The organism is Streptomyces sp. NBC_01445, from assembly GCF_035918235.1.
GTDB lineage: Bacteria > Actinomycetota > Actinomycetes > Streptomycetales > Streptomycetaceae > Streptomyces.
Genome location: NZ_CP109485.1, coordinates 245,268 through 272,028, shown reverse-complemented (window position 1 = coordinate 272,028; position 26,761 = coordinate 245,268). Strand labels below are relative to the sequence as shown.

At 68.5% G+C, this 26,761-nt stretch carries 26 protein-coding genes; 13 read left to right on the top strand and 13 right to left on the bottom strand.

Annotation, left to right across the window (positions count from 1 at the left end):
* Positions 1-33: 33 nt before the first annotated feature.
* Positions 34-465, bottom strand: a complete 432-nt coding sequence (gene tnpA / locus OG574_RS01375) for an IS200/IS605 family transposase (protein ID WP_100599321.1) — start codon at positions 463-465, stop codon at positions 34-36.
* A gap of 26 nt (positions 466-491) precedes the next feature.
* Between tnpA and OG574_RS01370 the strand changes: the two genes are divergently transcribed.
* The gene (locus OG574_RS01370; RefSeq protein ID WP_326771457.1) at positions 492-1,811 is read left to right on the top strand and encodes an RNA-guided endonuclease InsQ/TnpB family protein; all 1,320 of its coding nucleotides are present in this window, start codon (positions 492-494) and stop codon (positions 1,809-1,811) included.
* A gap of 562 nt (positions 1,812-2,373) precedes the next feature.
* Here OG574_RS01370 and OG574_RS01360 read toward each other — a convergent pair.
* Complete coding sequence (locus OG574_RS01360; RefSeq protein ID WP_326771456.1) at positions 2,374-3,411, bottom strand: acetate/propionate family kinase; 1,038 nt, start codon at positions 3,409-3,411, stop codon at positions 2,374-2,376.
* Between the two features lie 491 nt (positions 3,412-3,902).
* Here OG574_RS01360 and OG574_RS01355 point away from each other — a divergent pair, with 491 nt between their 5' ends.
* From OG574_RS01355 to OG574_RS01335, 5 genes are all read left to right on the top strand, one after another.
* Entirely contained in the window at positions 3,903-4,388 is a 486-nt protein-coding gene (locus tag OG574_RS01355; RefSeq protein ID WP_326778322.1) for a YceI family protein, read from the top strand.
* A 138-nt stretch (positions 4,389-4,526) separates the two neighbouring features.
* Entirely contained in the window at positions 4,527-4,808 is a 282-nt protein-coding gene (locus OG574_RS01350) for a hypothetical protein (RefSeq protein ID WP_326771455.1), read from the top strand.
* Positions 4,809-5,634: 826 nt separating this feature from the next.
* Positions 5,635-5,787, top strand: coding sequence for a hypothetical protein (locus tag OG574_RS01345; RefSeq protein ID WP_326771454.1), 153 nt, complete (start codon positions 5,635-5,637; stop codon positions 5,785-5,787).
* 525 nt (positions 5,788-6,312) lie between these two features.
* Complete coding sequence (gene proP / locus OG574_RS01340) at positions 6,313-7,836, top strand: glycine betaine/L-proline transporter ProP (protein WP_326778321.1); 1,524 nt, start codon at positions 6,313-6,315, stop codon at positions 7,834-7,836.
* 329 nt (positions 7,837-8,165) lie between these two features.
* Positions 8,166-8,477 carry a site-specific integrase gene (locus tag OG574_RS01335; RefSeq protein ID WP_326771453.1) on the top strand — a complete coding sequence of 104 codons (312 nt, stop codon included), beginning with the start codon at positions 8,166-8,168 and terminating at the stop codon, positions 8,475-8,477.
* A gap of 371 nt (positions 8,478-8,848) precedes the next feature.
* Here the strand turns inward: OG574_RS01335 and OG574_RS01330 are convergent, their stop codons facing one another.
* Positions 8,849-9,406: a TetR/AcrR family transcriptional regulator gene (locus OG574_RS01330; protein WP_326771452.1), complete on the bottom strand. Its 558-nt coding sequence runs from the start codon at positions 9,404-9,406 to the stop codon at positions 8,849-8,851.
* A gap of 92 nt (positions 9,407-9,498) precedes the next feature.
* On the opposite strand from OG574_RS01330, the gene OG574_RS01325 reads away from it, so the two are divergent.
* A complete protein-coding gene (locus tag OG574_RS01325; protein ID WP_326771451.1) occupies positions 9,499-10,548 on the top strand; it encodes a zinc-binding dehydrogenase in 1,050 nt (349 codons plus the stop codon).
* 169 nt (positions 10,549-10,717) lie between these two features.
* Here OG574_RS01325 and OG574_RS01320 read toward each other — a convergent pair.
* A protein-coding gene (locus tag OG574_RS01320; protein WP_326771450.1) for an IS5 family transposase occupies positions 10,718-11,562 on the bottom strand; the annotation gives its coding sequence in 2 pieces (ribosomal slippage) (positions 10,718-11,232 and positions 11,232-11,562; 846 coding nt in all).
* 122 nt (positions 11,563-11,684) lie between these two features.
* On the opposite strand from OG574_RS01320, the gene OG574_RS01315 reads away from it, so the two are divergent.
* Entirely contained in the window at positions 11,685-11,954 is a 270-nt protein-coding gene (locus tag OG574_RS01315; protein ID WP_326771449.1) for a hypothetical protein, read from the top strand.
* 112 nt (positions 11,955-12,066) lie between these two features.
* Positions 12,067-12,201, top strand: a complete 135-nt coding sequence (locus tag OG574_RS01310; protein ID WP_326778320.1) for a helix-turn-helix domain-containing protein — start codon at positions 12,067-12,069, stop codon at positions 12,199-12,201.
* On the opposite strand, the gene OG574_RS01305 is transcribed toward OG574_RS01310, so the two are convergent.
* The 5 genes from OG574_RS01305 to OG574_RS01285 form a co-directional block, all read right to left on the bottom strand.
* The gene (locus OG574_RS01305; protein WP_326771448.1) at positions 12,198-13,814 is read right to left on the bottom strand and encodes a serine hydrolase domain-containing protein; all 1,617 of its coding nucleotides are present in this window, start codon (positions 13,812-13,814) and stop codon (positions 12,198-12,200) included. The two genes, OG574_RS01310 and OG574_RS01305, sit on opposite strands and share 4 nt — an antisense overlap.
* Positions 13,814-15,307, bottom strand: a complete 1,494-nt coding sequence (locus OG574_RS01300) for an APC family permease (protein ID WP_326771447.1) — start codon at positions 15,305-15,307, stop codon at positions 13,814-13,816. Before OG574_RS01300 ends, OG574_RS01305 begins: the two co-directional genes overlap by 1 nt.
* Positions 15,308-15,403: 96 nt before the next feature.
* Complete coding sequence (locus OG574_RS01295; RefSeq protein WP_326771446.1) at positions 15,404-16,045, bottom strand: hypothetical protein; 642 nt, start codon at positions 16,043-16,045, stop codon at positions 15,404-15,406.
* A gap of 110 nt (positions 16,046-16,155) precedes the next feature.
* The gene (locus OG574_RS01290; RefSeq protein ID WP_206302036.1) at positions 16,156-16,590 is read right to left on the bottom strand and encodes a TIGR03668 family PPOX class F420-dependent oxidoreductase; all 435 of its coding nucleotides are present in this window, start codon (positions 16,588-16,590) and stop codon (positions 16,156-16,158) included.
* 33 nt (positions 16,591-16,623) lie between these two features.
* Entirely contained in the window at positions 16,624-17,451 is an 828-nt protein-coding gene (locus OG574_RS01285) for an LLM class F420-dependent oxidoreductase (RefSeq protein ID WP_326771445.1), read from the bottom strand.
* Positions 17,452-18,577: 1,126 nt separating this feature from the next.
* On the opposite strand from OG574_RS01285, the gene OG574_RS01280 reads away from it, so the two are divergent.
* The 4 genes from OG574_RS01280 to OG574_RS01265 all read left to right on the top strand — a co-directional run bounded on the left by OG574_RS01280 (position 18,578) and on the right by OG574_RS01265 (position 22,051).
* Positions 18,578-18,775, top strand: a complete 198-nt coding sequence (locus OG574_RS01280; protein ID WP_326771444.1) for a hypothetical protein — start codon at positions 18,578-18,580, stop codon at positions 18,773-18,775.
* Positions 18,776-18,931: 156 nt separating this feature from the next.
* Positions 18,932-19,429: a hypothetical protein gene (locus OG574_RS01275; RefSeq protein ID WP_326771443.1), complete on the top strand. Its 498-nt coding sequence runs from the start codon at positions 18,932-18,934 to the stop codon at positions 19,427-19,429.
* 553 nt (positions 19,430-19,982) lie between these two features.
* Entirely contained in the window at positions 19,983-21,557 is a 1,575-nt protein-coding gene (locus tag OG574_RS01270) for an FG-GAP repeat domain-containing protein (RefSeq protein WP_326771442.1), read from the top strand.
* A gap of 146 nt (positions 21,558-21,703) precedes the next feature.
* On the top strand, positions 21,704-22,051 hold the full coding sequence (locus OG574_RS01265) for a VOC family protein (RefSeq protein ID WP_326778319.1): 348 nt from the start codon (positions 21,704-21,706) through the stop codon (positions 22,049-22,051).
* Positions 22,052-22,083: 32 nt separating this feature from the next.
* On the opposite strand, the gene OG574_RS01260 is transcribed toward OG574_RS01265, so the two are convergent.
* The 4 genes from OG574_RS01260 to OG574_RS01245 form a co-directional block, all read right to left on the bottom strand.
* Positions 22,084-22,596 carry a hypothetical protein gene (locus OG574_RS01260; protein ID WP_326771441.1) on the bottom strand — a complete coding sequence of 171 codons (513 nt, stop codon included), beginning with the start codon at positions 22,594-22,596 and terminating at the stop codon, positions 22,084-22,086.
* A gap of 507 nt (positions 22,597-23,103) precedes the next feature.
* Positions 23,104-23,976, bottom strand: a complete 873-nt coding sequence (locus tag OG574_RS01255; RefSeq protein WP_266421546.1) for an NAD-dependent epimerase/dehydratase family protein — start codon at positions 23,974-23,976, stop codon at positions 23,104-23,106.
* Positions 23,977-24,233: 257 nt separating this feature from the next.
* On the bottom strand, positions 24,234-25,019 hold the full coding sequence (locus OG574_RS01250) for an MIP/aquaporin family protein (RefSeq protein WP_326771440.1): 786 nt from the start codon (positions 25,017-25,019) through the stop codon (positions 24,234-24,236).
* 986 nt (positions 25,020-26,005) lie between these two features.
* A complete protein-coding gene (locus tag OG574_RS01245; RefSeq protein WP_326771439.1) occupies positions 26,006-26,701 on the bottom strand; it encodes a TetR/AcrR family transcriptional regulator in 696 nt (231 codons plus the stop codon).
* Positions 26,702-26,761: the final 60 nt, after the last annotated feature.

Sequence of the window (26,761 nt, the reverse complement as noted above, 5' to 3'; positions counted from 1 at the left end):
CCGCGCGGTTCGCACGGGTCTGCGGTGTTGTTCTCAGCCGATGGGGCGCTGCTGGTTCTCGATGTACTGCTTGACGACGGTCAGCGGTGCCCCGCCGCAGGATCCGGCGAAGTAGGAGCCGGACCAGAAGTGTCCGCCCCACAGGTAGCGGCGCACGTGTGCGCTGTGTTCCTGGCGGAGCCTGCGGGAGGAGACGCCCTTGAGGGAGTTGACCAGTTTGGAGAGCTGGACCTTGGGCGGGTAGTGCACAAGCAGGTGGACGTGATCCTGTTCGCCGTTGAACTGCTTCAGGTCGGCTTCGAAGTCCGCGCAGACCTCGCGCATGATCTCCTCAGTGCGGGTCAGCATGGCGTCGGTGAATGCCTTGCGCCGGTACTTGGTAACAAAAACCAAGTGGACATGCAGGTTGTAGACGACGTGACGGCCGGTGCGCACGTCAGGATTCGGGTTCCATCGTGGTGACATAAGCCAACTGTAGTAGGGTGATTGTCATGAGCGAACTCGTGTGGGAGAAGCGGCAGTTGGGGCATCGCGCCCGGCTGGCGCTGACGCCTGCACAGGTCCGGCTCATGGACGACCAGTCGCACGCGGCACGCGCGATGTGGAATCAGCTCCACGACCTGTGGCAGATGACGCCGAAGTGTCAGCGCGCTCCGACGCGCATGGATCAGGCGTTGCGGCAGGCCCGCAAGGAGATCGACTGGTACGCGGTGCTGCCCGCGCAGGCCGCGCAGGCGGTACTCAAGACGTACTTCCAGGCGTGGCGGAACTGCTGGGACGGGCGTGCGGACGAGCCGAACTTCAAGGCCCGCTTCCGCACGGCATTGTCGGTGGACATCCCGCAGGGCCGGGACTTGCAGATCAAGCGAGTACACCGCCGGTGGGGCATGGTCAACATCCCCAAGGTGGGCCGCGTCCGCTTCCGCTGGACCAAGGACCTCCCGGTCGGCAAGCACGCCAACAAGGAGAACCGGATCACCGGGGCACGGCTGGTCAAAGACGGACTCGGCCGGCACATCGCCTTCCGCGTCCAGACTCTTGAGGTCAAGCCCGAACCGCACACCGGACTGGAGGTCGGCATCGACGCCGGGGTGAACCTGCCCCTCGCGCTGTCCGACGGCAGCCACCAAGACCACGGACGGCCGCCCCGGCTCCCGGACGGCACCGCCGACCGGGACAAGTGGCTGAACCCGGACGAGAAAGCCAGACTGCTTCGCCTGGAACAGCGCGCCGCGCACCGCAAGTCCTTCCGCAAGCCGAAAGAGCGCAGCTCGAACCGGCTACACCGCACCTACGACCAGATCAAGCAGCTCCGCGCAAGAGCCACGCGCCGAGCCATTGACTGGCAGCACCAGGCCACCACCGCCATCGCCGAGCAGTACGGCACGGTCGTGGTGGAACAGCTCAACATCACGAACATGGTCAAGTCCGCCAAGGGCACTACCGACCAGCCGGGGAAGAACGTCGCGCAGAAGTCCGGTCTGAACCGCTCCATCAGCCAGGAGGCATGGGGTCGCACCGTGACGATGCTGACGTACAAAACTGCCCGCAACGGCGGCACCCTCGCCAAGGTTCCCGCCCCGAACACCTCCCTGCGCTGCTCCGCCTGCGGTTTCATCACGCCCGGTAGCCGGGAAGACCAGGCCACGTTCGTATGCAAGAACCCCGACTGCGGATGGTCCGGCAACGCCGACTGGAACGCAGCCCGGAACATCTTGCACCTGTACCGGATGGGCCACGCGCTCATCCCGGCTGCCGGGAGGGCAGTCGTCAGGCGCACCCGTGGCGCCAAGCCCGCCGCCGCAAGGTAGGCAGGAATCTCCTTCCTGAGCCTGCGAAGGGAGGAGAGCACTTCAAGAACCAGGTCGATCCGGTGCTGTGCTACGGAAACTGGCCGTCCGGCTGGCGGAGGTGGTCAGCTCGGCGAATGCCTGGGACGCTCCCGCGGTGGCTTCACCACCAAAATCACCTCGTCGCAGAGGGGCGATGCCGGCCTCTCGCTTTTGTCCTGACGCCTGGCCACTACGGTGACGGCCCTCAACTCGAGCGCGTGCTGGAGAAGGTCTCCGTTCCTCGTGCCGGAGTTGGACGGCCGCGCACCCGCGTTGGCGGACAAGGCCTACACGTCCTGAGAGAGCCGCCGCTACCTGCGACGACGCGGAATCCAGCACATCACCCCGAACGCCTCGACCAGCAAAGACACCGGCAGAACCGTGGTTCGCGAGGCGGCCGGCCCACTGGCTTCGACAGCGAGCCAGACGGGGGCGGCGTACAGGACCAGACGTCGCCACTCCCCAGTGCTGTCCTGGTACAGGAGGCCGGTTCTTTGTGCGGGCCAGGCAATGTGGATGTGCCGGCAGTTGCCTTGGCCAGTTACATGCCGAGCACTCGTCGGGTCTCGGCGGCGATCTGCTGTGTCTCGCCGGTTGCTACCACGAGGACCGGGACACCTCTCCCCGCCTGATCGATGCGTCGGAGGCCTTCCCGCATCAAATCGTCCAGTTCGGGGACGAGCAGCCCGCCTCGTACACCGAGAACAGTCAGGGCCGAGCAGATCTCCTCGCGCACCTCGGGTTGGTCTTCGCCGATCTCCCCGGTGAAGACCAGTGCGTCCAGCCGGTCCAGCGAGGCGGCCATCGAGGCGATGCCCCTGCGGCAGCTGAGTGTGAACGTCGCCAGCGCCAACGCGGCCGCGGCATCACCCTCCGCGCGGGCGCGCACCAGGTCCCGGGTGTCTCCCGAGGTACCGGAGAGGCCGAGCAGACCGGAATGCCGGTGGAGTGTGTCATCCAATTCGTCCGTGCTCAGACCGTGCCGCCGCTGCAGCCACAGCAGCGCGCCGGGGTCGATGCTGCCGCTGCGCCGGCTCATCACCAGGCCTTCCAGCGGAGTGAGGCCCATGGTGGTGTCCACGCTGCGTCCGTTTCGGACGGCGCAGGCCGAGCAGCCGCCGCCCAGGTGGACGAGCACGACCTGGAGGTTGTCGACGGGTCGGCCCAGGGCCTGCGCCGTCCTCTGCAGTGCCCACGAGTAGGAAAGCCCGTGGAAGCCGTACCGGCGCAGCCCGTATTCGGCTCGCCATCGCTCCGGCACGGCGTACGTGCGCGCCTGTGCCGGCAGATCCTTGTGAAAGACAGTGTCGAAGCAGGCGACATGAGGAACGTCGGGCAGGAGTTCTCGTGCGGCATCGACCACAGGCAGGGCAGGGGTCACGTGCAGCGGCGCGAGATCGGCGACGTCCGCCAGCAGAGCCCGTACGCGTGCGTCGATCAGCGTATGTCCAGTCAGGTGCGGACCGCTGTGGACGAGGCGGTGACCAACCGCCGCAGGAGCGGGCACCTCGCTGAGGAAGTTCCGCAGTTCCGCCGCCGCAGCAGGCCCCGGGGGCTCCGAGGCGTCTCGATCCGCCACCCGTTCACCGTCCGCCGCGAACAGAGCGATGTGAAGGCTCGAAGAGCCAGCATCGAGGACCAGTACGTGACCATCACGGCTCTCGTGGGAGCGGTCAGCACTCATCACACACCTCCAGTGCACTCGAGTCCTCCGGCACGGTGCGCCCGCCACGCAGCAACGGGCCCAGTACAGGTTCCCCGCCATCGCTTCGCGCCACTCCGGCAACGCACGGTCTCCGCTATCGCTCGCGAAACGGTAAGAACTCGGCAGGTTGCGGACGTCCAAGGACTCAGCGGTGACGACCTGCCAGGTCGTGCCGTTGATGAACCCGACGGCTGCGGTGGCGAAGACGTTCGCCAGGGCGCGGGACAGGCTCGGGCATCCGGATCCGGATGCCGGGGGCGGCTCGCGTGCAGGGTCCCGGGGAACACCGCCCAGGGGCGGTTGGCGCGCACCATGCCCAGGGTCAGGCGGACGTGCGCAGCCCTGGCACCACGTAGCGCTCATGCCTGGGTTCCTCAGTTCCGAGCACAGACCACCGGCCGAGGGCCGACCTCCGTGGCTCTCCGGGCACGCGAGAGGCTCCCGGCCGGTCACTGCTGTCTCCGATCAAGAACAACGCCTCCGCCGCTAACCACAACGGCAAAAGATCACCACACTCCCGGCAGCACCGCCCAGCCGTCCCGCCAGCCACTCAGCCACCCTGGTGCGCGCGTGCCGCCGACCGGGCCGAGATCAAACGGACCCTCGCGGACAAGGCACTGCTGCACACCGCAGAGCACTCCACGATCACCTTCCGTTCCACCAGGGTCACGGGAACCCCGCAGTCCTTCGAGATCACTGGGGGAGCGCACCGTCAAGGGCAAACCCACTCGGTGACGGTGACGGTGACGGTGACGGTGACGGTGACGGTGACGGTGACGGTGACGGGAAGGGAAATGGCGGCACGCTCTTGTGCGGCTGGGCGACCCTTACGCCGTCCACATGGGGAATGAGGCCCTACACCGCATGCCGGTCGACGGGCCGGGATAGCCGTCGAGGGGTGGGCCACGTGAAGAGCCTCGCCAGCCGATCGCCGACGCCCGGCCGCAGGCTGTGGGCGGTTCGAATGCGCGACCGCCTACGCTAGAGACATGAGCGAGATCGTCGTCGTGTACGAGCTCGACAAGCCGGTGGCCACGGGCTCCTCCCCGGGAACACCGAGCGGTGAGGAACGACCCGTCCGCACGGTGCACGCGGCGCCCGCAGCCCCAGGGGCGCCCACCCCGACGGGGCCGAGGACCCTCTGCGGCAGGGACACCTTCGCCATGGAGACGACCCGCTGGAACCCCTCCGAGCACCCTGGAGCGTCCTGGTATCCCATGGAATACGCATCCATGGTCTGCCCCGACTGCGATGCCGTGATCGAGACCTGACCGGCATACCGTCTGCCTGACGCCGCACCCACCGTTTTCCTGCCGCTCACCGCCACGCTTGTGCCATGTACTGGCACGGCGTCTGTCGACAGCCTGGCTTTATTGAGGGGTGGAGGCCATGGCTTTGTCCACGAGATCGGGCTCTGGCATCACTTCCGTGACTGTTGCGGTCCTCACTCGCGCCCACCTCAAGTCAACCTGCTGACCTCCCGGTTTCACCGGCCCGCCGGACCGTCGTGGCGATCGACGGACCGTCGCCACGGAAGTTGTGCCAGAACCCGAGATGGTTCTGGCACAACTTCCGTGAAGTCGAACCGATCCTCGGTGTCCGAGGCTGGCGGCCCCGGCGAACCGGCAGGTCAGCGGCTCGTCCAGAGGCTGGCACGAGCCCGGTCGGCATGGTTTTCACGGAAGTTGAGCCAGAACCGCTTCTCGTGAACATCGAACACAGGGTGGTTTGGGCGCCTCCGAAAGGCTGAACAACCGCTGTCGAGAACCCGGGCCTGGTCGTGCTCGCTCATCCCTCCATCGCCGGCCGCCTGGGCGGGCCGGCCCAGGAGCATGCGGACGGCTGCCGGGTCATGGTGTCGGCCCTTGTCGATCTCTGCGGCGGCTGACCGGTCGGTGGTGTCGACGGCTCGGATCTGGCTCCTGATCCTGAGCGTCCTGCTGTCCACCGGAGGCTGTGACTGCGCTTTGGCGTGATCGGCCGGTGCGTGAAGGGGGTCAGCCGTGGTGCTCACCAGCCGGACGAAGCTGCTTGTCCGGCTTGAGCTTGTCGAGGTCTGCCAGGGGTGAGCAGGCCGGCCCATTCTTGGGGCCGGGCGTGGGCCGCGTCCTGGGAACACGGGCCCTGGAGCAGGCGCAGCGGGCCCACGAGGGCAACAGAGCCGTCGGGGTGGCGGTCGCGGACGCCGAGGGGCTGCCGGAAGCCGAACTGCATCATCACGACCAGTCGCTCGTGGCCGGAGCGGGTTGAGGCTACGGGCGGCCAGGTGCGGTTCTCGAAGGGGGGCCACGTCGTTCGGGCCGGTGTCCGCCGGTGGGAGCTCCGGGCGGATCGATGTCTTCCTGGGGAACAGTGACGGGCCTGGTGAGGGTGTGGCTGCCGGCTACGAACGTGGTGAACCCGGCCTCCAGTCCCGGGCCGGTGAGAAGTACGCACCTTGATCGCGAGGCGGGGCGTGTGCTCGGGGCCGAGGCCGGCCATGGCGCAGACATGCCGCGGTGCCGGCCGTGCCGGGACGGCACGCGGACGGTGCGCTGATCGTCGAGGAGGGACCCCCTCGCGTCGGCGTGACCCGGGCCACGCATACAGCCCGTCTCTGGAGGCGGTCCGGCCGCCCACTGCGAAGAATGAGAGCCGTCCGCATCGGTGCCGCAGCCCGTGGCTCCCGCAGCCGTCCGCAGAGAGGCTCCGCCCATGCCAGGTCTCTTCCGGCGCCGGAAATCCGATCCGCCGGGGCGGATCGCTCCGCGCGCGTCGCATCCGGCCACCGACCGCATGCTGCGTACGCTGCTGCGCCGCCGTAAGAAGGCCCTGACGGCCGAGGACGTGACCGTCGCCGACCGTCCGCAGGTGCGCAAGGCCGTCACCGCGGCCGCTCTGGGCAACACCATGGAGTGGTTCGACTTCGGCGTCTACGCCTACCTGGCGGGCACCCTGGGCAAGGTCTTCTTCCCGTCGAGCTCCCCCGGCGCGCAGGTCGTCTCCACCTTCGCCACCTTCGCCGCGGCCTTCGTCGTGCGTCCCCTGGGCGGGCTCGTCTTCGGGCCCCTCGGCGACCGCGTGGGCCGGCAGAAGGTGCTCGCGGCCACGATGATCATGATGGCGGCCAGCACCTTCGCTGTGGGCTTCCTGCCGACCTACTCGGCGGCCGGCTTCCTCGCCCCGGTCCTTTTGCTGGTGTGCCGTCTCGTCCAGGGCTTTTCGACCGGCGGCGAGTACGCGGGCGCCACGACTTACATCGCCGAGTACGCGCCCGACAAGCGCCGGGGCTTCCTCGGCAGCTGGCTCGACTTCGGCACCTTCGTCGGCTACTCGCTCGGCTCCGGTCTGGTGACGGTGCTCACGCTGGCGCTCGGCAGCGACGGCCTCGCGGACTGGGGCTGGCGTATCCCCTTCTTCGTGGCGGGTCCGCTCGGTCTCATCGGCCTGTACATGCGCATGAAGCTGGAGGAGACGCCCGCGTTCAAGCAGGAGGCCGCGTACGCGCACTCGCAGGCGTCGGGGAAGGGGGCGGACGAAGACCCCGTGGAGCAGGCCCGGCAGTCGGGCAAGGGCCGCGTGAAGGAGATCTTCGCGCGCCACTGGGAGGCGGTACTCATCTGTATGGGCCTCGTCCTGCTCTACAACGTCACCAACTACATGGTGACGTCGTACCTGCCGACCTATATGACCGTGACGCTCGGCGAGAGCGACACGACGGCGCAGTTGCTGGTCCTCGGCACGATGCTCCTGGTCGTCCTGCTGATCACCACCGTCGGCAGGACGTCCGACCGGTGGGGACGCAGACCCATGTTCATGGCTGGGAGCATCGCGCTCATCGCGCTGTCCTATCCCGCGTTCCTACTGATCAGGGAGGGCGGCATCCTGCTTCCGGCGTTTGGGTGCATGATCCTCGGCATACTGCTCGTCATGTTCGCGGGCACCGCAGCCGCCACACTGCCGGCCCTCTTTCCCACCCGGATCCGCTACGGCGCCCTGTCGATCGCGTACAACCTGTCCGTGTCGCTCTTCGGCGGCACCACACCCCTGTTCGCCTCAGGCCTCGTTGAGGCGACGGGCAACAACATGGTCCCCGCGTACTACCTGATGGTCGCCGGATTGATCGGCCTCATCTCGACGTTCTTCTTGCACGAGACCGCGGGGCGACCGCTGCGCGGATCTGGCCCCATGGTGGAGACGCCGGAACAGGCGCACAGACTCGTGGCTCGCAGCCGCACCGCCGCCGGACGGCAGGCGCGCGACATCTGGGTGCGCCTGCGCCATCCGCACGCGCGTCACTCGCCGTCGGACGACGAGTGACGCGCCCCGACGAGTTCGGGATCCACGCCTACCAGCAGACATGACACCGCTGCACGCCGGCACGGCCGGGTGGGTGGAATCCCTGGCCCTGGCCCACTACGCGAGACAGAAGGGGGCTCCGCCGAGCCCGACTGCTCTGACTGCCCCGAATCGACCCCGAGCGCGACGGCACCTATGACGACCTCGTCGCACAGCGCTCCCAGGCCCTGGCCATGCTCCCCATCCGCGAAGGCTGACGCCCTTCCCCGCCGGTAGCCTCCTCGCTCATCGCCCCCGAGCGGCCAACGGGCACCGACCGCAAGGCGCCGGCCGGAACGCCGACGCTCGACGTGTGCCCGGAGACCGGCCGGGCCCGGCTCTCCTACCGCCGGGCCGAGGAGATCTTCGAAGCGAACACCCGGCCGCTGGCCAATCCGCTCGCCTCACCCGAGGACATCGAGGACCTGGACGGCTGGACACTGCACAGGCTCCGCCACAGTGCTCTGACACATGACGCCGAAGGCGGCACATCCACCCCGATGCTGATGGCCCGCTCCCGCCACGCCTCCGTCCGCTCCCTGGAGCGGAACGCCCGCGCCGGCGTCGACGCGGTCGCCCGGCACGTCACCGAACGCGACCCCGCCGCCCGCCGTCGCAGGTGAGTCCGAGCGCATCCAGGATTCAAGATCATCTCGTTGGCCCCTTTGGCGCGTATCTCGGTCACACCCTCACCGGAGCCGACCTGAGCGGCACCTGTCCCGGGGTGGATCTCAGATCCATGTGGGCACGTGCCCCTTGGTGTAGCGGGCCCCTCGATGCCGCACTGGAAACCGCGCTCACCACCGAGCCCCCGGCTGCGGGCGCCGGGGTACCTCTGCGAGACACGGAGACGGCGCTGCTGCGCGAATGGCTGCAGCAGCTGGCAGGCTGAACCCACCGCCTGCTCCGCAGACGTTGCGATCCTCCGTCTTGCGATCGCAGGCACCGGGTGCCGCCCAGCCTGGCCGAACGGCAGCACCTTGTCGAAACCCCTCTAGTGGCGGGGCGATGTGCCGGCTTGAACCAGGGCTCGTGCCAGGTCAGTGCTCTCCGGAAGGGTGTCGAGCGAGAGGGGCTGCGTGGCGACAGCGCCCTCGTGCAGCACGAGGAGTTGGGTGGCGAGGGTGGCCGGGTGCGAGCAGCCCGCTGTGACGGCGAGTTCCTTGAACAGGTTCAGCAGCCAGAGCTTCTGGTTCGCGGCGATGCGGTGTGCGGGATGCGAGGGGTCCGGGAGTTCGGCGAGCGCGTTGATGAAGGCGCATCCGCGGGTGTTGGTTTCGCTCCAGGTCCGCAGTGCTTCGAATGGTGCGGTGACGGCCTCCGCGGGAGTGTCGCCGACGTCGACGGCGGCACGGACGAGTGACCGCCAGCGCTGGTCGCGTTCCGTGAGGTAAGCCGCCACGAGGTGGTCTTTCGAACCGAACTGGTTGTACAGGGTCCGCTTGGTCACCCCTGAGTGCTCAGCGATCAGATCCACGCCGACCGCTGTGATTCCGCGGTTGTAGAACAGCTCCTCTGCGGCCGCCACGATGCGGCGGCCGGCCGGCGTCAATGGCCGAGCTTCCTGCACTGCGGGCCCCTTCACTGATCGGTGTACGGTGTGAGATGTTCACAGATCAGTATACCTGCGAGGAGGTTCAAGCGATGAGTGCGTCCCAGTTCATGCGAGCGGTGCGAATCACAGGGCACGGAGGGCCGGAGGTTCTTGAGCTGACAGAGGTCGCCGTCCCTGCCCCGCGGGCGGGAGAGGTACTGGTCCAGGTCGGCGCGGTAGCCCTGAACAACACCGACCTGTGGACTCGGGAGGGCGCCTACGGCCGTCCGGGAGACCCGAAGGCGCTGTCGGGCTGGCGCGGCCCGATCGACTTCCCGCGCATCCAGGGCGCCGACGTGGCTGGCCGTGTCGTGGCCGTCGGGACCGGAGGGGAGGGGAGCCTTGTCGGACGCCGAGTGGTTGTCGACCCCGCGATCTACGACACCGAAGGGCCGGACGCCCACCCGGTGGGCCTGATGGGGAGCGAACGCGACGGCGGATACGCCGAGTACGTGACGGCACCGGTGGAGCGTGTACATGACGTGACGGAATCCCCGCTCACGGACGACCAGCTCGCGACGTTGCCGACCGCCTACGGCACGGCGCTGGGCATGATCGAGCGAGGCCGGCTGCAGAAGGGAGAAACCGCCCTGGTCTCGGGAGCGTCCGGCGGCGTCGGCCTCGCGCTGGTGCAGATCGCCCGTGCGCGCGGCGCAAGGGTGCTCGCCATCAGTAGCGGACCCAAGATCGACGCCGTGCGCGAAGCAGGCGCGCACGAAGTCATCGACCGCGCAGGAGATGTCGCCGAGCAGATCCGCACTGCCGCCCCGGAGGGCATCGACGTCGCACTCGACGTCGTGGCCGGCGAGCTGGTGAGTGAAGGGCTGCCGCTGCTGCGCGAAGGGGGCCGGTGGGTCATCGCCGGCGCACTCGGCGGCTACGACGTGACCTTCGACGTGCGCCGCCTCTACCTGCACAACGCCCAGGTCGTCGGGTCCTCCATGCACACGCCCGCACACTTCGGCCTCCTCATGGACCTGGCTCGTCGGGCAGAGGTCCAGCCCGTCATCGCAGCGACCTTCCCACTGGACCAGGCCGCTCAGGCGCAGGAAGAGCTCTCCCGCAGGGAGCACGTGGGAAAGATCGTCATGCACCCCTGAGTTCCATCCGACGGATCACGGGCAGAGCCACAAGCGGCCCACCCCATACTTGGCCGACAAAGCCCTGCAGGACATCCCTTCGACCCGAGCGTCATGGCGTATCGCCGCGTACAACTCGACCTTCGAAACGGGCACTTGAGCCACCCAGCGCTAGGCCGTCTCTTTCGGATCACCGAGCGGCCCAGATGAGGATGCCCGCGAGGTGGAGTCCGGCCTGGTACATGGTCGCGGTCTTGTCATACCGGGTCGCAAGGCCGCGCCACTGCTTGAGCTTGTTGAAACACCGTTCCACGGTGTTCCGCTGTCTGTAGGCAGCCTTGTCGAATCCGGGTGGCCTTCCGCCGTGGCGGCCGCGGCGCTTTCGGTTGGCGATCTGGTCGGAGGGCTGGGGAATGACCGCCCGGATGCCACGTCTGCGGAGGTGGTCACGGATCGCGCGCGAGGAATAGGCCTTGTCCGCCAGGACCATGGCCGGTCTCACTCGAGGCCGCCCGAGTGGGCGAGGCACCCGGATTGTGGCCATGACCTGCTCAAATGCGGGCGCGTCACCGGCCTGTCCCGGGGTCAAAACGAAAGCGAGAGACCGGCAGTGGTCGTCCGCCGCCAAGTGGACCTTGGTGGTTAGCCCGCCACGGGACCGGCCGAGGGCATGGTCCTCTGGCTCGCCAGCCAGCGCCCCCTTTTGCGGGCCCCGGCGGCGTGCTGGTGGGCACGGACGATAGTTGAGTCGACCGCGACGACCCAGCCGAGATCCCTCTCGGCGTCCGCTTGGGCGAGCAGAACGGTGAACACCCGCTTCCACGTGCCATCGAGCGCCCATTTCCGCAAGCGGTTATAGACGCCCTTCCACGAACCGAACTCGGAGGGCATGCCCTTCCAGGGTGAGCCCGTGCGGTACTTCCACTCGATCGCCTCGATCATCTGCCGGTGATCACGCCACCGCCCGCCGCGTCGCGGAGTCCGGTCCGGAAGCAGCGGCTCAATCCGCGACCACTGCACATCAGTCAACGACATGACCGGACCAACGACCCAGTGATCCGCAGGAGTGGGCCTCGGTGCAGCATGGGCGCGTGCTTCCTCCCCGATTGCTGTGGCGTGATCCCCGGCCCATCCCGAGGTTCAATCGGCAGGAGCCGGTGACCCAGATCGTCCGTGATCCCAGGTTCTATGAGCCGAGAGATGAGGACGACTGCTCAAGCTACGGGTACTTCTGCCAGGAGCATGATCGGCACTACTGGCACGAGTCCTGCGGGGAAGGGGCACATCTCATCGCTCTGCACTGCCCAGAGCACGGGCCGGAGAACATGTGGCCGCAGCCGCTCATGCTGATGTTCCCAGAGGGGTTCGTACCCCCGCTGAGCGACCTGCAGCTGGCCTGGGTGCGGGCGGACGGCGACGCTGTCTAGGCATGATCCGAAAGAGACGGCCTAGGTCTTACCTGCGCTGTGGCGACACCTACGCCCAGCTCGCCGCCGGGTTCGGCATTGGGATCGCGACCTGGATCTGGCCGTGGCTGGCATGGACTGGCTGCGCCCCGCGGCGGAGGCCCTGCACATCCACCCCAACACCATGCGCTACCGGCTGCGCCGTATCCGCGAGGTCTCCGGGCTGGACTTCGCCGATGCCGACGCCATGCTGCTCGCGCACCTCTAGCTCCGGGTGCGCGGGCTGCGGACGGGCGCTTCCCAAGGCTCCGGCTGTCCCCGGAACGAGCGCGTGTAGCGGCACCCGTCCAGGTCGACCCAGAGCACCGCGCCGTCCGGGGCGGGGCCGGACGTCAGGCGCTCCGGCAGCCGGGGGTCGGCTCCGATGCGGAACGTCCCGTCGTCGAGCGGGACAAGTTCCGGTTCGTCGCAGGGTGCTTCCACGCCGGTCGCGGCGATCATGTGCAGTCGTCCCGCCCGCTGCACGATGCTGAAGCTGGGATACCAGGGGGTGTAGCTCCGGTAGTGACCTGCGAGTGCATGCGGGGGAGTGGTCGGCGCGGAGGGGCTGGGGCCCAGTGACTCGGGTCCGTAGAGCCAGCGTCCGTCCAGGGAGTGGTGGTAGGCGGACCATCCTGGGTGATCGCACACCAGCCGCCCGTCCCCCGCGTCGTACAGCCTGCCGGTCACCTCGTCCGAGGTGAGCGTGAGACGGTCGTCCCCCGTGGCCTCGACGCAGATCTGACGCGGCGTCGTTCCGTGTATCCCGACGTAGCGCTGGGCGTCGGGGATCCGCTCCGGGTCGAACAGCGTCGGGTCCGCCGGGGCTCCCTGGACGACGGCGAGCACATGGCGGGCGAAGCGGTCGATGATCTGGCACTCGCCGGGTGCGTTGGTCAGCACGGCGACACCGTGCCCGCCGTCGGTGTCGACGGCGAGGTACGAGCGGTATCCGACCATCCCGCCGGCGTGCGTCAGCCAGGTGCGGCCGTCGATCACTTCCACGTCCACGCCGAGCGCGTAGCCGGAACTGACCGCGTCGGCAGGCACCGTGACGATCTGTCGGAGATGCTCTGGCCCGATGATCCTGGTGCCGTCCAGGGTGCCCCGGCCTAGCAGCATGCGGGCGAACAAGCCCAGGTCGGAAGCGGTTGCCAGCACGTTCCCATCGGCCGCCGCATACTCGAAGAAGCCGGCCGGCGCGAGCGCGGCCGAGGGCAGCGGCGGGCGGTCGTCGCGCAGGAACCGGTACCCGGTGGCGAGTTCGGCGATGTCCTCGTGAGTGATCCGTGCCGCCGAGTCGCGCATGCCCAGGGGCCGCAGCAGCCGTCCGGCCATGGCGTCCGCCAGCGATTCCCCCGTCACCTGCTCGACGATCAACCCCAGCAGGTTGTAGCCCTCGTTGGAGTAGTGGAACAGCTCACCTGGTTCGGCCCAGGTCCTCGCATCGCGCAGCGCGTAGCCGCGTGCGGCGGCATCAGGCAGCGCGTCGGCCCCGGCCACCAGGCCGGAGGTGTGCTGCAGGAGATGCCGGACGGTGATCGCGCGGGTGCCGCCGTTCGGGGCGAACCAGGGCAGGTGGTCGGCGACCGCCGCGTCGAGGTCCACCTTTCCCTCGTCCGCCAGTATGCCGAGCAGGAAGGCGGTGAAGGTCTTGCTGATGGAACCGATCTCGAACCGCGTGCGCCGTGAGACCGGCGCCCTGGATTCCGCGTTCGCGAATCCTGAGGTGACGAACGCGGACTCGCCGGTCCCATCGACGACGCTGATCGCGATTCCCGGCACCGGCCACCAGGTCCGCAACCGCTCCGCAAGCCCAGAGAGCACCCGTTGCACATCCATCAGACGCCCGCCTTCCGCGAACCGAATCCCGCGAACCGGTCCGGACCCAGCTCGACCTGGGAGGAGTCGATCTCCGCGTCCGGCCGGTCGCCTTTGACGAACCGTCGGCACAGCGGGTATAGCAGCACGGCCAGCAGCGCCACCGCGAGACTCGTGCCGAACGTCGCGGCCTCGTCGACCGCCGTACTCCACGCCAGGTACACGATCATTGCTGTGGGCAGCACGACGACCAGTACCGCGCCGGGCCAGCCGCCGGGGACCCGAACCGGCCGGAGCATCTGCGGATATCTCCAGCGGAGGACCAGGAAGGCCACGAATTCCAGCAGGATCGAGGCCAGGGTGAGCAGCACCGTGGCCCGCAGGATCGAGCTGAAGTCGACGGCGGCGAGTACGACGACGACGGTGGTGCTCGCCAGCAGGGCACCCACCGGTGTGTTGAAGCGTTTGCTGTCCCGGGCCATCCAGCGCGGCAGGTACGCGTCCGCGGCGAGCGCCCGCGGGACCCGGGTGCTCGTCAGCAGGATCGCCATGAACAGTCCCACCAGGGAGAGCGCCGATCCCAGGGAGATCAGGACCTTCAGCCAGATTCCGCCCAGGGCGTCGCCGACCACGATGAAGTCGCCCTGGGCCCAGTCGGCGGGCGAGCCCCGGTGCAGCCCGCTGCCGATGGCGGCGATGGTGGGCAGTAGGTAGGCGGTGATGATCAGCGGAACCGAGATGGCCAGGGCTCGGGTGTAGGTGCGGTGCGCGTCGGCGACCTCGCCCAGCACGGTGCTCGGGCCGTCGAAGCCGAGGTACAGCCACACGATCACGCTGAGCGCGCCGGCCACCGACGAGTGGACGCTCTGCCCCGGCACCGTGAAGGGCGAGAGCACGTTGATCCCGTTGCTGACTGCATGCCAGATGCCGAGGACCGTCAGCACCGCGAACGGTGCGAGGATCAGCAGCATCATCCCGACCGAGTATTCGCTCACGGCCTTGGAGCCGCGGTAGTTCAGGTACGCCATCGGAAGGATGAGAGCGACGGTGACGATCCAGTGCAGGTCGACGACGAAGCCGCCGTGGAACAGGTCCACGATCACCAGCCCCTTCCCGCGGGCGATGTCCGGGACCCAGGTGGCCAGGTAGTCGACCAGCAAGATCGGGTAGAGGGCGAGGTTCAGCACCGACCCGATCGAATTCCAGGCACCGAACACGAAGGCCGCACCTCTGCCGAGCGCGATCTTCGTCCAGTAGTAGTAGCCGCCGTTGACCGGTATCGCGGCACTCAACTCCGCTGCCACCAGCGCGTTCGGCACGCCGAAGACCACCGGCACCAGGACGATCATCAGCAGGGTCATGCCCGGACCGGCGCTGGACAGTGAGGCTTCGAGCCCGAAGGGGCCTCCGGACACAGTGAAGAAGAAGATTCCGACCAGGGGCAGCACGCCGAGCGTGCGTCTGCCCGCCCCGGGCGCCGACCGCGTGATTTCCGACGGGATCAGTTCGGTCATCCTGGGCTCCACTCTCCGTCGTTCGCGACTGGTCGGCACAACGTACGGGGGCGTCACCGGGGCCGTCCTCGTCGTGTGCGCCAAAGCCGCGGCCCGTCAGTTGTCGCTGCCACCAACGCCGGACTGATCCACCCGGAACACGACGAAGCCCCGGGCGACGAGGTCACCCGGTGCTTCTGACAGGACTGAGGTTTGGGGCCGGGTCAGGCCGCACGCCGCCGCGACGCGGGCCGCATTCCCACTCGCGTCCCAGCGCTGAGAGCGCCCGCTGGGCGGCGCGCTTCCAGTCCTGTTCGGACCACCGGTCGTCGGTGTGGTCGTCGGCATGGCGGATCGCGGAGCGTACGACTTGGTGGAGGTGGAAGGGTCACAGCCCGGTCGGGTCCTCGATGACGAACGCCGGTCCGCGACCTGGGTGGCCAGGGGTACGGAGAACGCGTCCAGCAGGGACACCGAACGCAGCACATTGCGTTCGTCGTTGGTGAGGTCGCTGACGGTGCGGGAGATCAGGGCGGGGAAGTCGCCGAAGTCGGCGGGCTGGGGTGGGCGTCCGCTGCGTCGTACCCGGGCGACCCGGCCTGTCTCGACCTGGGCGTGATGGACGCCGTCTGCGCCCAGGGTCTGCGCGATCTGCAGGAGTTCTTGCGGGGGTGACCCGCAGTCGGGCCTGGCTGAGCTGCGGCGTTCGCCGCGCGCCGGGGGAGACGAGCGGTGTCGGGGCGGCGGGCGGATGGACACCCAGCTCCTCCGGGGCAACGGCGGTGTCGGGTAGCCGAATAGCGGCGACGACGAGCCGTGATGGTGCCGGTACTGGTGATGCCGGGGGCGGCGTGTCTCCTGCCCTACGGTCACCCCCCCGACGCGGCACGCCAGCCGTGCCACCGGCGGACGGCGATCACGAGCGCCGGACCGGTCGGCGGTCGCTGCCGGTACGGCGCGTACTTCTCCCGCAACAGGGCGACGGCCGCCGGGTACTCGCCCTGGGTGCCGGGCGGCAGCACGCGGGCGTCACCGTCCGCGCGGACCCACCACAGCCGCTCCCAGTCCTCGTCGTACGCGTCGACGAGCAGGCAGACAGCTGGGTGGGCCGCGATGTTGTCTAACCGTTTGAGCTGCTGCGACCTCTTCGGCTTCCAGTCGACGGCGGTGACGACCTCCTCGCCGTGGGCCGCGAAGACGACCGGCACCAGATGCGGGCGCAGGCCCGCATCCACCGTCGCCAGGCGCGCCACCCGCGCGGTCATGAACCGGCGGCGCGCCTCGTCCCCGGCCATGTCCGGCACGGTCAGCTCCTATTCAGCGGCAGCCGCGAGCTGTCACCGGTGGCCGGACGTGGCCTCGGCCAGTTCGTCCAGGGTGCGCAGCGTCTCGTTCTCCGGCAGGGTCGGCAGATACAGCAGGACGCGTTCGACGCCGAGTTCGGCGTAGGTGTCGAGCGCCTTGCGGTCGTGTCGGCCCGCGTACACCACGACGGACGGGCGGTCACCGGCCGTCCGCCGCATACGCGCGATGCGTTCACCCAGCTTCTCGAGCGGCAGAGCGCTCGGCATCCACGCCGCACCGTACGCGGCGACGCGTTCGAAAGCGCGCTCGCTGTCGCCCCCGACCCAGATGGGCGGATGGGGCTTCTGGACCGGCTTGGGCCAGGCGTAGACGGGATCGAAGTCGACGAAGTCGCCATGGAACTCGGCCTCCTCCTTGGTCCACAGCTCGACCATCGCGCGGATGCGTTCGTCCATGAGCCGCCCGCGGACGGCCGGATCCGTCCCGTGGTTGCGCATCTCCTCGCGGTTCCAGCCCGCGCCGACCCCGAACACGGCCCGGCCGCCGGAGATCAGATCGAGGGAGGCGACCTCCTTCGCGGTGTGGATCGGATCGCGCTGGATCACCAGAGCGATGCCGGTGCCCAGGAGCAGGTCACGGGTCACCGAGGCGGCCGCGGCGAGCGCCACGAACGGGTCGAGCGTCCGGTAGTAGATCCGCGGCAGCTCACCGCCCCCCGGGTACGGGGACTCCCGCTTGACCGGAATATGCGAGTGCTCGGCCAGCAGCAGGGCGTCGAACCCACGCTCCTCCAGGGCGGGTCCCAACGCCGCGGGGCCAATGCCCTCATCGGTGACAAATGTCGATACTCCGAACTTCATCCGCGACCACCTCGCCTCGTCGGCACACCTGCTGTCAGTGTGACGCGGTCGGTCGCTCCTTGTCGGGCATGACCTCCCGCGGCGTGGCGTCCGGACCCTATGCCCACTGTCACTGCCCGACCCACGCGTCCGCCGGCCGCTGCAGGGCCACCTTGCGCAGCGCCGCAGTGGTGAGGCGAGAACGCCGGCGATCGCACGCGGGTCGTCACGGAGCCCGTAGACGAGGTGAAGCATCCGCGCCCGGCCCTCGCGACCGTGTGGCACCTGCCCCAGCACCAGCTGGATGGTGGCCCGGGCGCGGCCGGTGGCGGCCACATGGTCCTCGACGTTGCGCAGTTCCTCATCGAGCCGGCCTCCGAACAGGCTGCGCTGCCCATCGGCCGTCATCAGGACAGGCGTCCGCGTCCTCGGGGACCAGCCGGTCGATGTCCGGGACCCCGCACCCGTTTCGCAGCTGCTCCGGGCAGTCGTCGTACACGATGGCGGCCAGGAGGAACTGCGCGGCGTGGAGCGTGTGGAAAGGGGAGAATTGTGCGGTGAAGTTTCCCCGTGATCGTGGACAGCAGATGGATAGCCTCGATCTTTCTCGACGGTCCGCCGACGGAGTCGGTGGACCGTTTTGCCTTCTGGGCGGGGTCGCAGGCAGGCCAAGGGCCCGAGTGTCGCGTCGGGTGGGCGCCGGGTTCCACTGCCCGGGCTGTGATGCTGATGCTCGCAGGAACGGGGAAGCTCCTGGTCAGCCTGGGTTGGGGAGGAGGGCGACGGGATCCCCGTACGCGCCGACGAACGGATAGTGGTCCTCGGCCACGAGCCAGAGGATGTTGGGGCACTCAGTGCAGGGGCGGCCCTGGCCCGCTCGTGGCCGACTGGGGAGGGCGGCGTTAAATCTGGCGCCGTCAACGCAGCGCAAGATCGAGGGGTGGTCTCGGTGACGGACATCGAGGACGGGTCGTTGCCGACACTGCTCGATCTGAGGGCCGAAGCGGAGCACGTGTACGGGCTGCTCGTCGACCGTCCTGACAGTGGCCCGACGCGTTGGCCATCGGGGACTGCGTAGCGCAGGCGGTGACGAAGGCCCTGGGCGTGCTCGTGGAGCAGGGCCTGGCGTGCGCCGACCATGGCGACGGTGTCGTGCGGTGCCGCGCGGCGCCGCCCCCAACTGGCGTTCGGACCGTATGCGGAGGCCCGGCGCGCAGCCCTGTATCAGGTGGAAGTACTGGTCGGGGATCTCGCCGAGCGCTACCGCTCCGCGCAGGTCCAGGCGCCGGTGGAAGTCCTGTCCGGCATCTGGGGAGCTCTGACCCTGCGCCTGCCGGTTTCTTAAAACTCGAGGACGCAGTGACAAGCTGAATCACCAAGAGGGCTGCACTGGCTTTGTTCGCGAGAACCGGTTCTGGTCCAACTCCTGTGGACCTCTCACGCTCTGTATCCTGCCGGGACTTCGTGACTTGCTGACAGATCTGTTTGGGATCATGCCCACATGGACTTCCACCTCGCCCCGCCGACCGGCGTCGGCCCGTTGCGGATCGGTATGACTCGGCACGCGGCGAACACGGCGCTGGACTTGCTCCGCGATCTCTCTGCGATCTCGGAGTCTGATCGGCCGGGGCAGCACGTCTTCCGTCCCAGCGGGCTGATGATCAGCATCCACTGCATGCGCGACATGCTTGAAGCCATCGAGCTGGGAAGGCCGTCGTCCCAGACGGACCGAGTGTTGCTTCACGGTGTGGACGTGTTCGCGCTTCCGGCCCGCGAGGTTGTCCAGCGCATGGGTGAGTTCACCTCGATCGAGGAAGATCCTGACGACGATGCTTCATTCATCGCCCCTGACTTGTTGTTGAGCTTCTGGCGTCCGTTCGCAGCCGACGATGAGCCTGAGGAAGAACAGGGCTACCACTTCAGCTCGGTCCTGCTGGCACGGCCTGGCTACGAGGACATTCCTGATCAGGCTGCGGAGCGACTCCAGCAGAGCTTGTGACGGGCCCGTCAGGAGGCCCGCAGGACTCGTTTCCGCAAGAGACTGAAGCCGGCCCGGCCGTACATCTCGGGAGTCACTTGAGTGAGTCCCGGAATCGAACTGCTTGCGCTTCGTGACATCGCCGAGCAGCCACCTGGAGCCTCTCCTCGGCTCAGCGCCGCCGCCGGGCCCTGCTTCAGCTGGGGGAGATGTCAACGGGCCAGTCGCCGGCGTGCCTCGGCAGAAATCGAACGGCCGGCTGACCCCGGTGACTCCCGAAGTGGTGAACGTCTGCTGTCGGTTCTCGGATCAGGCACAAATTCCGTGAGGGCGATCAAAGGGGTTCGGCCTCGGTGACGCAACGTCACCTGGGGCCGTCGCCGACGTTCAGGACAGGGTTATCGGAGTGGTCCTTGTTCGTCGATGGACACGGTGGGTGTGGAGAGGAACGCATCGGTGTTGACCGGGCCGTAGGCGATGTTGAACGTGTCTAGCCAGTGCGCGACGACGTGCGTGCGTGGGCTACGGTGATCCGTCCGGAACTGCTGGGTACCGCCGAGACGTGCTTGATCACATGGACGTCGAAGATGAAGAGCAGGTGGCCGTGCAGAAGCGTGGCGGCAGACGCCGGTGGGTGATCGCGGGCGGTGCTGCTGTCATCGGGGTCGTTGTCGCGGTCGGAGGGGTTCTGGTTCAGCACGGGCCCCAGGGCATCGCCGCACCCCGCACCTGCCACACCGCGGTTCACGGCACCGTGCCCTCCGGGACCCCGGCGAAGGGCGCCCAGGCACCGGCCGGTACCGCGCCCGCCGCGGACTTCGACGGTGACGGTCACCCCGACCTGGCCATGGGAGCACTGGGCGACGTGGAGAACGGCAGCGGCGGCGGCAGTATCGCGGTGGCGTACGGATCGGGCAACGGGACCGGTCTCGCACGCTGCCAGTACCTCACGCAGAACGACCCTGGGATACCGGGGGAGGCCCGGGACGAGGCGTTCTTCGGGACCGATGTGGTGGCCCGCGACTTCGACGGGGACGGATACACCGACCTTGCCACCGCCGTCTTCGACTGGAAACCGAGCGTGATCATCATGTGGGGCTCCCCGGACGGGCTGAAGAGTGCCGTCCGGGTACCGGGGACGGACGGCAGCCACGTCTCCTGGGCGCTGGACCCGATCCTGGAGGAGCAACTCGTCGCTGGTGACTTCGACGGGGACGGGCATGCCGATCTGGTCTTCGGGCTCGGTTCCGACAAGGGCCTGCTCAAGGGTCCCTTCAAACGCGACGGAACCCCGGCGGGCACCGGCCCGGTGTCCGCACCGTGCCAGCCCGCAAAAGATATCGACACCGCGAACTACCGTGGCCTCGTCGCCGGGGACCTGGACGGTGACGGTGCCGACGAGTTGATGGCCTTCCACCACGACCAGCCCCTCGGCACAGCCCGGTTCGAGGAGCGCTGGCCGGTCAGTTACTTCCACGCCCGCGGCGGCGGCCTCGCCCAGCCAGATGGCATCGACCTCCCCGACGCTGCGGCCGGGGCGGTCGGCGACGTGGACGGCGACGGCGTCGCGGACCTCGTGCTCAGTCCCCGGCGCGGCAAGGCGAGCCATAGCTCGGTGACCGTGGTGTACGGCTCCAAGGCCGGGCCGGGGAAGGGGAAACGGTCGACGACCATCGACCGCGACACCCCGGGCGTACCCGGCGAGGAGCCCCAGGACGAGGACGCCGCCTTCACCTCCCTGGACACCGGTGACGTCAACGGTGACGGCTACGCGGACGTGGTGGCCGGCTCACCCCGGAGCAAGGAGTACGCGAAGACGGGCCCGGAACAGGTGCTGCTCCTGCTGGGCGGTCCAAACGGCCTGACCGGTGAGGGGGCCCGAGTCATCGATGCGGGCGACATCGGCGGCAAGAGGATCGCGCGGGCCACATTCGGTATGGCGGTGCGCCTCGTCGACATGGACGGCGACCACCGGGCCGACCTGACGGTGGCCGCGCCGGGCGACGACAAGATTCGCAGCTCCGCATGGCTGCTGCCCGGCACGGACCAGGGGCTGTCGACCGGCGGCGTCACCCGGCTGTACGGCGACAGTTTCGAGCGCACCGGGAAGCTGGACCTGTATATGGGAGGCGGCGGGATCGCCCGCTAGGCGTGCAGCAGATGGGTGGAGACTGCCCAGAGGCGCTCGGCGATGGCGGGATCGAGCGCCCGGGCGACGATCCCATCCGGTGCCCACAGATGGGGGTGCCCCGACGGCGAACAGGGAGGTAGCAGTCTTCGACTGAGCGGACCGCACTGATCATCGACAGCGCGGACCTCGACAGCGAGAGCGCCTTCTGGCACGACCTGCTCGGCGGATCCCTCGCCAAGGCGCCGACGCATCACTTCCTGCACGCCGATGGCCTCCCCGCCAGCGCCGTCCAAAGGGCTCTCGGACACGTGCCGCCGCATTGGCCCGACGGGAACGCGCAGCAGATGCACTTCGACCTCGCCACCGGCGACCTGGCTGCCGCGGACCAACAGGTCCTGGCCGCGGGCGGCCGGCGCCTGCGCCCGACCGACGACGTCACCGACCCCGACGCAAAAGGCTCGCGCGTCTACGCCAGCCCGGCCGGACACCCCTTCTGCGTCCGAACAGCCTGACCGCCGGTGTCGGAACGCGCATGACCAACGACTTAAGTGGCACGCCCGAGATCACGGTCGTAGGGATCGAAGCAGACCTTGTGGTGGGGCCCACAAATCTTGGTGTTCTGCGGAATCCTCGAATCTGTCTGGCTATAGGCGAGGAATGTCACGGTCCGGCCCGAGGTGAAGCGCAGCGTGGCCTGGCGCACCGCGCTGGTGCCCTTCGGCCGATCACCGGTAAACGTGAAGGGCCCTTGGGCATTCTCCACAACACTGACCGACAGCCAGTCCTGCTTCGAGTACGTCGACCCCACGCCGCGCGGCGTGGGGTCTCCCACCTGTACATAGCCACGCGCCGGGCGCTTCGGCGCGAGTCCGTAGCACCGATGGCTCTTCAGGCTGGACCGGATCGTCGTCAGACAGTACGTATCGGCGTCCGGCATCCATACCAGGTCGCCCGTGCCCGTGGGGGTAAGGCGTTGCAGCACGGCAACTTCCGGGAGTTCGGGCTCGATGCGTGTGTCCAGGTCCGACTCCTCGATGAACTCGGTGAAGGAGTCCACCAGCTTCCCGTCCCGCTTGCCGACCGCTGCCCTACCGAGCGGTTTGGCCGGACCCGGCTCCGGTGGCACGGGAGCCTTCGTTGACGGTGAAGGTGACGACGAGGGCGCACGGGAAGTCCGGGAAGCCTGCGGCGATCCACTGTCCGTGCACCCGGTGACCAGCACCAGCACAACTCCCACCCCGACCAGCAGCGCACGTTTCATTCCCGCCCCCAATGGATCCCAGCCCCGGAATTGCGGGGATCTTACCCTTCGTGCGACACCGGAGGGGCTCCGTCGCTACCGGCCCCCGTGTATGGGTTTCGGGGCAAGAAGCCACAGCGGCTCACCTGCGGTTCCTCCCGCGTCCCGGACCAGTTGCAGGGAATCAGCGAACCCAGCCCCGCCGCTCTTGGCCGATTGGCAGCGGCGCGATCGAGGGAGCGGCCAGGCGCCTGGCCGCCGACCGACACTTCACCGACCAGCAGCTGTCTCACCAGGCGTGCGCCTGGTCCGACCGGACAGAACCTAGGCGAGTTGCGCTGCGAAGCCGGACCGCCACGTCGGATGCGCGGGTTGCCATCCACGTGAGCGGGCCAGGCCGTTGAAAGCTCCTCGGGCCCAGCTTTGCTGGCCTGATGTGGGTTCTGGTGCGGGCACGCCGAGGGCGCTGGCCAAGACGGGCACCCACTCGCGAGCTTGCGCGGGTTCGTCGTCCACGATGTTGACCGGCCCAGTCGGCCAGTCGAGGGCCTCGACGGCGGCCCGTGCCGCATCGGCAACGTGAACGAACGAGATCACGGAGAGATCCGCCTCGACGCTCCCGAGAAAACGGGCGGCCGGATCTCCGGACAGGGCTGCGGCTGCGGGGCCGCCAGGCGCGTACCAGGTGGCGGGGCCGTACAGGACGCCGTACCGCAGCAGTACCGCCGTGTCCAACTCGGCCGCTGTTTCCTCGAGCGCCTGGATACCGTCCACCATCCCCCCTCGCGGCTGCGGAGCCCCGAGGTCGAGGGGGACGGTCTCGTCGGCCGGCTGCTCGCCCGGCGCGTACGCCCAGGAGATTGACTGGGCGACAATCCTCGGCACGCCGGCGGCCTTGGCCGCGTCCACCAGATTGCGCGTCCCCTCCCGGCGCAGCCGGTTGGTTGCCTCCCCATCTGCGTCCGACAGGTCGGTGAGCTGGTCGATCACCGCGTCAGGTGCGGCCGTTGCCACTACTTGGCGGACAACGTCCCGGTCGAGTACGTCTGCTTGAACGGCTGACGCGCCTTGACGCAGTACGCGGTCGGTCCCCGCAAGCGAGCGGGAGATTCCGGTGACCTGGTGCCCCGCGTCCAACAGCAGCGGAACGAGCAGTCGGCCAACCGCACCGGTCGCACCGGCAACGAAGACGCGCATGGAAGTTTCCGTCCTCCGCTTGTTCCGGAAATCCGCCTAGAAGCGAATCGAGGCAAGCTTAGCGATATCGGATCAAAGGTCTCGAATATGGACAGTGTTGACGTGGCTCAAGTCGACGACCGCCTTGGCTGTCGCTCGGACCGGGCGATCCGCGTGCTCGGGCCGGCCGTCCGGCTGTGGTCCCCGCCGGTGCCGGTGTCGCGACTGGTGTCGGACGGGAGGACCGCCGGCGCATGGCGATGGCCGGGATACCGATTTCAGTCGTTTGCCTCGCGCGCTTCGTCGCCCGTCAGCTTGTAGGTCAGGGGTCGGCACGCGTTGAACCGCCAGATGAACAGGTGATAGATCGCGGCTCCGATGACTGCTCCCAGGACTGGCACGATGAGATAGATCCACAGGTCCTTGGTCTGGCCGGAGAGCGCGGCGGGGCCGAGTTGACGGGCGGGGTTGATGGAGCCTCCGCTGAGGGGGCCGAGGAGGGCGATCACCGTGGCCACGGAGATTCCGATGACGTAGGGCAGCAGGCGAGTGAAGCGGGGGTGGGCCAGGAAGTAGCCGACGACGAGGATCAGGGCCGCCATGGCTCCTGCCTCGGCGAGGAAGACGGCTGCGGGCTCCCAGGTGGGCGCGGGTCTGATCGCGCCGTGGGCGACCGACGGGAGGGAGACCGCAGGGCCCCACACCAGGCGTGCCAGGCCCGTGCCGGCTGCGGAGCCGGCGAGTTGGGCGAGGATGTAGGGCGCGACGCTGCGACCGGGGAAGGCGTCCACCAGCCACAGGGCAACCGTCACGGCGGGATTCATGTGACCCCCGCTGCGCCTGCCGGGCGGCGTGAAGATCAGCCCGGTGAGGATGGCTCCGCTGAGGACGCCGATGACGGCGAGTGCGGTGTTCAGATCGGCGATGTAGAGGGGGGAGTCCGGATCACGTAGCCACCGGACGACCGTCACGGCCAGGAACAGCAGGACCGTGGTGAGCACGAACTCGTCGGCGACACGAGCCAGCGGCAGACGGCGAGGAACAGAAGGAACAGTACTCACCATGATCTCCAGGCATCGACGTGCCGACCGCAGGGACGACTCCGGAAAACCTGCACGACGACGACGCGCAGGCCGACACCTGACCCTGGCATCAGTTCGGGACTCCGCCGGGGATCTCGATGGCGAAGCGCCGGGTACCTGAGCCAGATTCCTCGGCGGCGTCCTCGGCCCTGGTCGGACTCATGACGACCGTCCGCTGTTCCGCACGCCCCTGACGGTCGCGCCCTCGCCAACCCCCGCGGACCATGACGCCTGGTAGGTCGGCGACGAGCAACGCTGCCCCCGACGTGAGGAAGAGCGCGAGAGGCAACACGAGGAGTGGGCGGCGGAGAGGGAAAGGCTGGGCGCAGGAACCTGACCCGGGTCCCGGGCCGGCCCTGATGCCGCTCCGTGTGAGTGGTGCAAAGGGCCGATCACCGGTCCACCTGGATACGATCTTGAGTCCGCCCCGTCGGAGGACGGCCGGCACTGTCCCTCCTGCCGCACCGACCTGCGCCAGTAGTACCCACCCCTGCGCCAAGCGGTCTTCGGACGGCGCTCGCGCAGCAAGTAGCCCGGCCCCGCCGAACGTGATGCTGTTGGTTGAACTGGAACCTGAGAGGTGGGGCAGGTCAACCTGTCACCCAACCCTGCATCAGACCCCTTCGGATACGTCGAGGCAGACGAACAACTCTTCAAGCCACCGGTACCTACGCCGGCTCGCAGATCGACTTGGTTCCAGGTCGACGCATCCGCGACCATCGCATCGCTGATGCCATGAACGGTGAAGGCGTCTTCAGCCACCGGCGTCTGTGGATGCCCTGTGAGATGCGGGCGGTGTGTGACAGGACGGGCCGGGGCAGCCGGAGACGGCGGTCGGACGGCGCGTGGTCCTGCTGCCCGGAGTGCTGTTCGGGGTCTTCCCGGCCGGTCGGCCGAGGTACCGGTCCGGTGTGGCGCCGGTCCGGTGTGATGCGCAGCTGTGGTCGGCGGCCTCGGCTCTCGTGTGGTCAGGACTGCTCGCGGCAGCCCTCTTCGGTGCACTCGAGAGTGACGAGGGTCTGGTCGACCTGCTGGCTGGTCAGAGGAGGTTCGGGCAGTTCGTGGGCGCCCTCGGTGCGGAAGGCGTCGAGCATCAGGTGGAGGTGGCGGCGCCAGGCTTGGGGGGCGATGGTGCGTGTGGCCTGGATGATCCCGGCCTGGGACCAGATCACGAAGGCGATGTCCTGCGCGGTGACGTCGCCGCGCAGGACGCCCTGTTCCTGGGCGTTGCGCATGATCTGGATGCAGAGTTCCTTGGTGCGTTCGTACATCTCGCGGCCGGCCACGTGAAGGGGCAGCCGTGCCGAGACCAGGTCGTTGAAGGCGCGGTCGCAGGCCTGCAGCTTGCAGAGCTTCTCCAGGTAGCGGCAGAACCCCTCCCAGGCATCGTCCATGGCCGCGGCTTCTTCCGCGGCGGTGAGCAGTTCCGTGTACTTCGCGTTGAAGAGTGCTTCGACCAGGTCGAGCCGGGTGGGGAAGTGGCGGTAGAGCGTGCCGATCGCGACGCCGGCCTCGCGGGCGACGCCCTCCAGGGACGCCCCGAGGCCCTGCTCGGAGAAGGCCGTGCGGGCGGCGGCCACGATCGCGTCCCTGTTGCGCTGTGCGTCACGGCGCAGGGGTTTCGTCGGTGTCTCCCTCGCGGACGGGGCGTGGTGGTGGCTCATGGCTCGAGCGTAACATGAGGCCCCCCTCGAATTCGGTTGTTGTCATGTTTCCGATCGCAA

Bases quoted from the DNA above. Each gene is read 5' to 3' on its own strand.
- OG574_RS01310 (WP_326778320.1), top strand. From the start codon at position 12,067: ATGGACTGGCTGCGCCCCGCGGCGGAGGCCCTGCACATCCACCCCAAC.
- OG574_RS01285 (WP_326771445.1), bottom strand. From the start codon at position 17,451: ATGAAGTTCGGAGTATCGACATTTGTCACCGATGAGGGCATTGGCCCC.
- OG574_RS01245 (WP_326771439.1), bottom strand. From the start codon at position 26,701: ATGAGCCACCACCACGCCCCGTCCGCGAGGGAGACACCGACGAAACCC.
- OG574_RS01275 (WP_326771443.1), top strand. From the start codon at position 18,932: ATGGACTTCCACCTCGCCCCGCCGACCGGCGTCGGCCCGTTGCGGATC.
- proP (WP_326778321.1), top strand. From the start codon at position 6,313: ATGCTGCGTACGCTGCTGCGCCGCCGTAAGAAGGCCCTGACGGCCGAG.
- OG574_RS01305 (WP_326771448.1), bottom strand. From the start codon at position 13,814: ATGGATGTGCAACGGGTGCTCTCTGGGCTTGCGGAGCGGTTGCGGACC.
- OG574_RS01255 (WP_266421546.1), bottom strand. From the start codon at position 23,976: ATGCGCGTCTTCGTTGCCGGTGCGACCGGTGCGGTTGGCCGACTGCTC.
- OG574_RS01300 (WP_326771447.1), bottom strand. From the start codon at position 15,307: ATGACCGAACTGATCCCGTCGGAAATCACGCGGTCGGCGCCCGGGGCG.
- OG574_RS01250 (WP_326771440.1), bottom strand. From the start codon at position 25,019: ATGGTGAGTACTGTTCCTTCTGTTCCTCGCCGTCTGCCGCTGGCTCGT.
- OG574_RS01370 (WP_326771457.1), top strand. From the start codon at position 492: ATGAGCGAACTCGTGTGGGAGAAGCGGCAGTTGGGGCATCGCGCCCGG.
- tnpA (WP_100599321.1), bottom strand. From the start codon at position 465: ATGTCACCACGATGGAACCCGAATCCTGACGTGCGCACCGGCCGTCAC.
- OG574_RS01350 (WP_326771455.1), top strand. From the start codon at position 4,527: ATGAGCGAGATCGTCGTCGTGTACGAGCTCGACAAGCCGGTGGCCACG.
- OG574_RS01325 (WP_326771451.1), top strand. From the start codon at position 9,499: ATGAGTGCGTCCCAGTTCATGCGAGCGGTGCGAATCACAGGGCACGGA.
- OG574_RS01270 (WP_326771442.1), top strand. From the start codon at position 19,983: ATGGACGTCGAAGATGAAGAGCAGGTGGCCGTGCAGAAGCGTGGCGGC.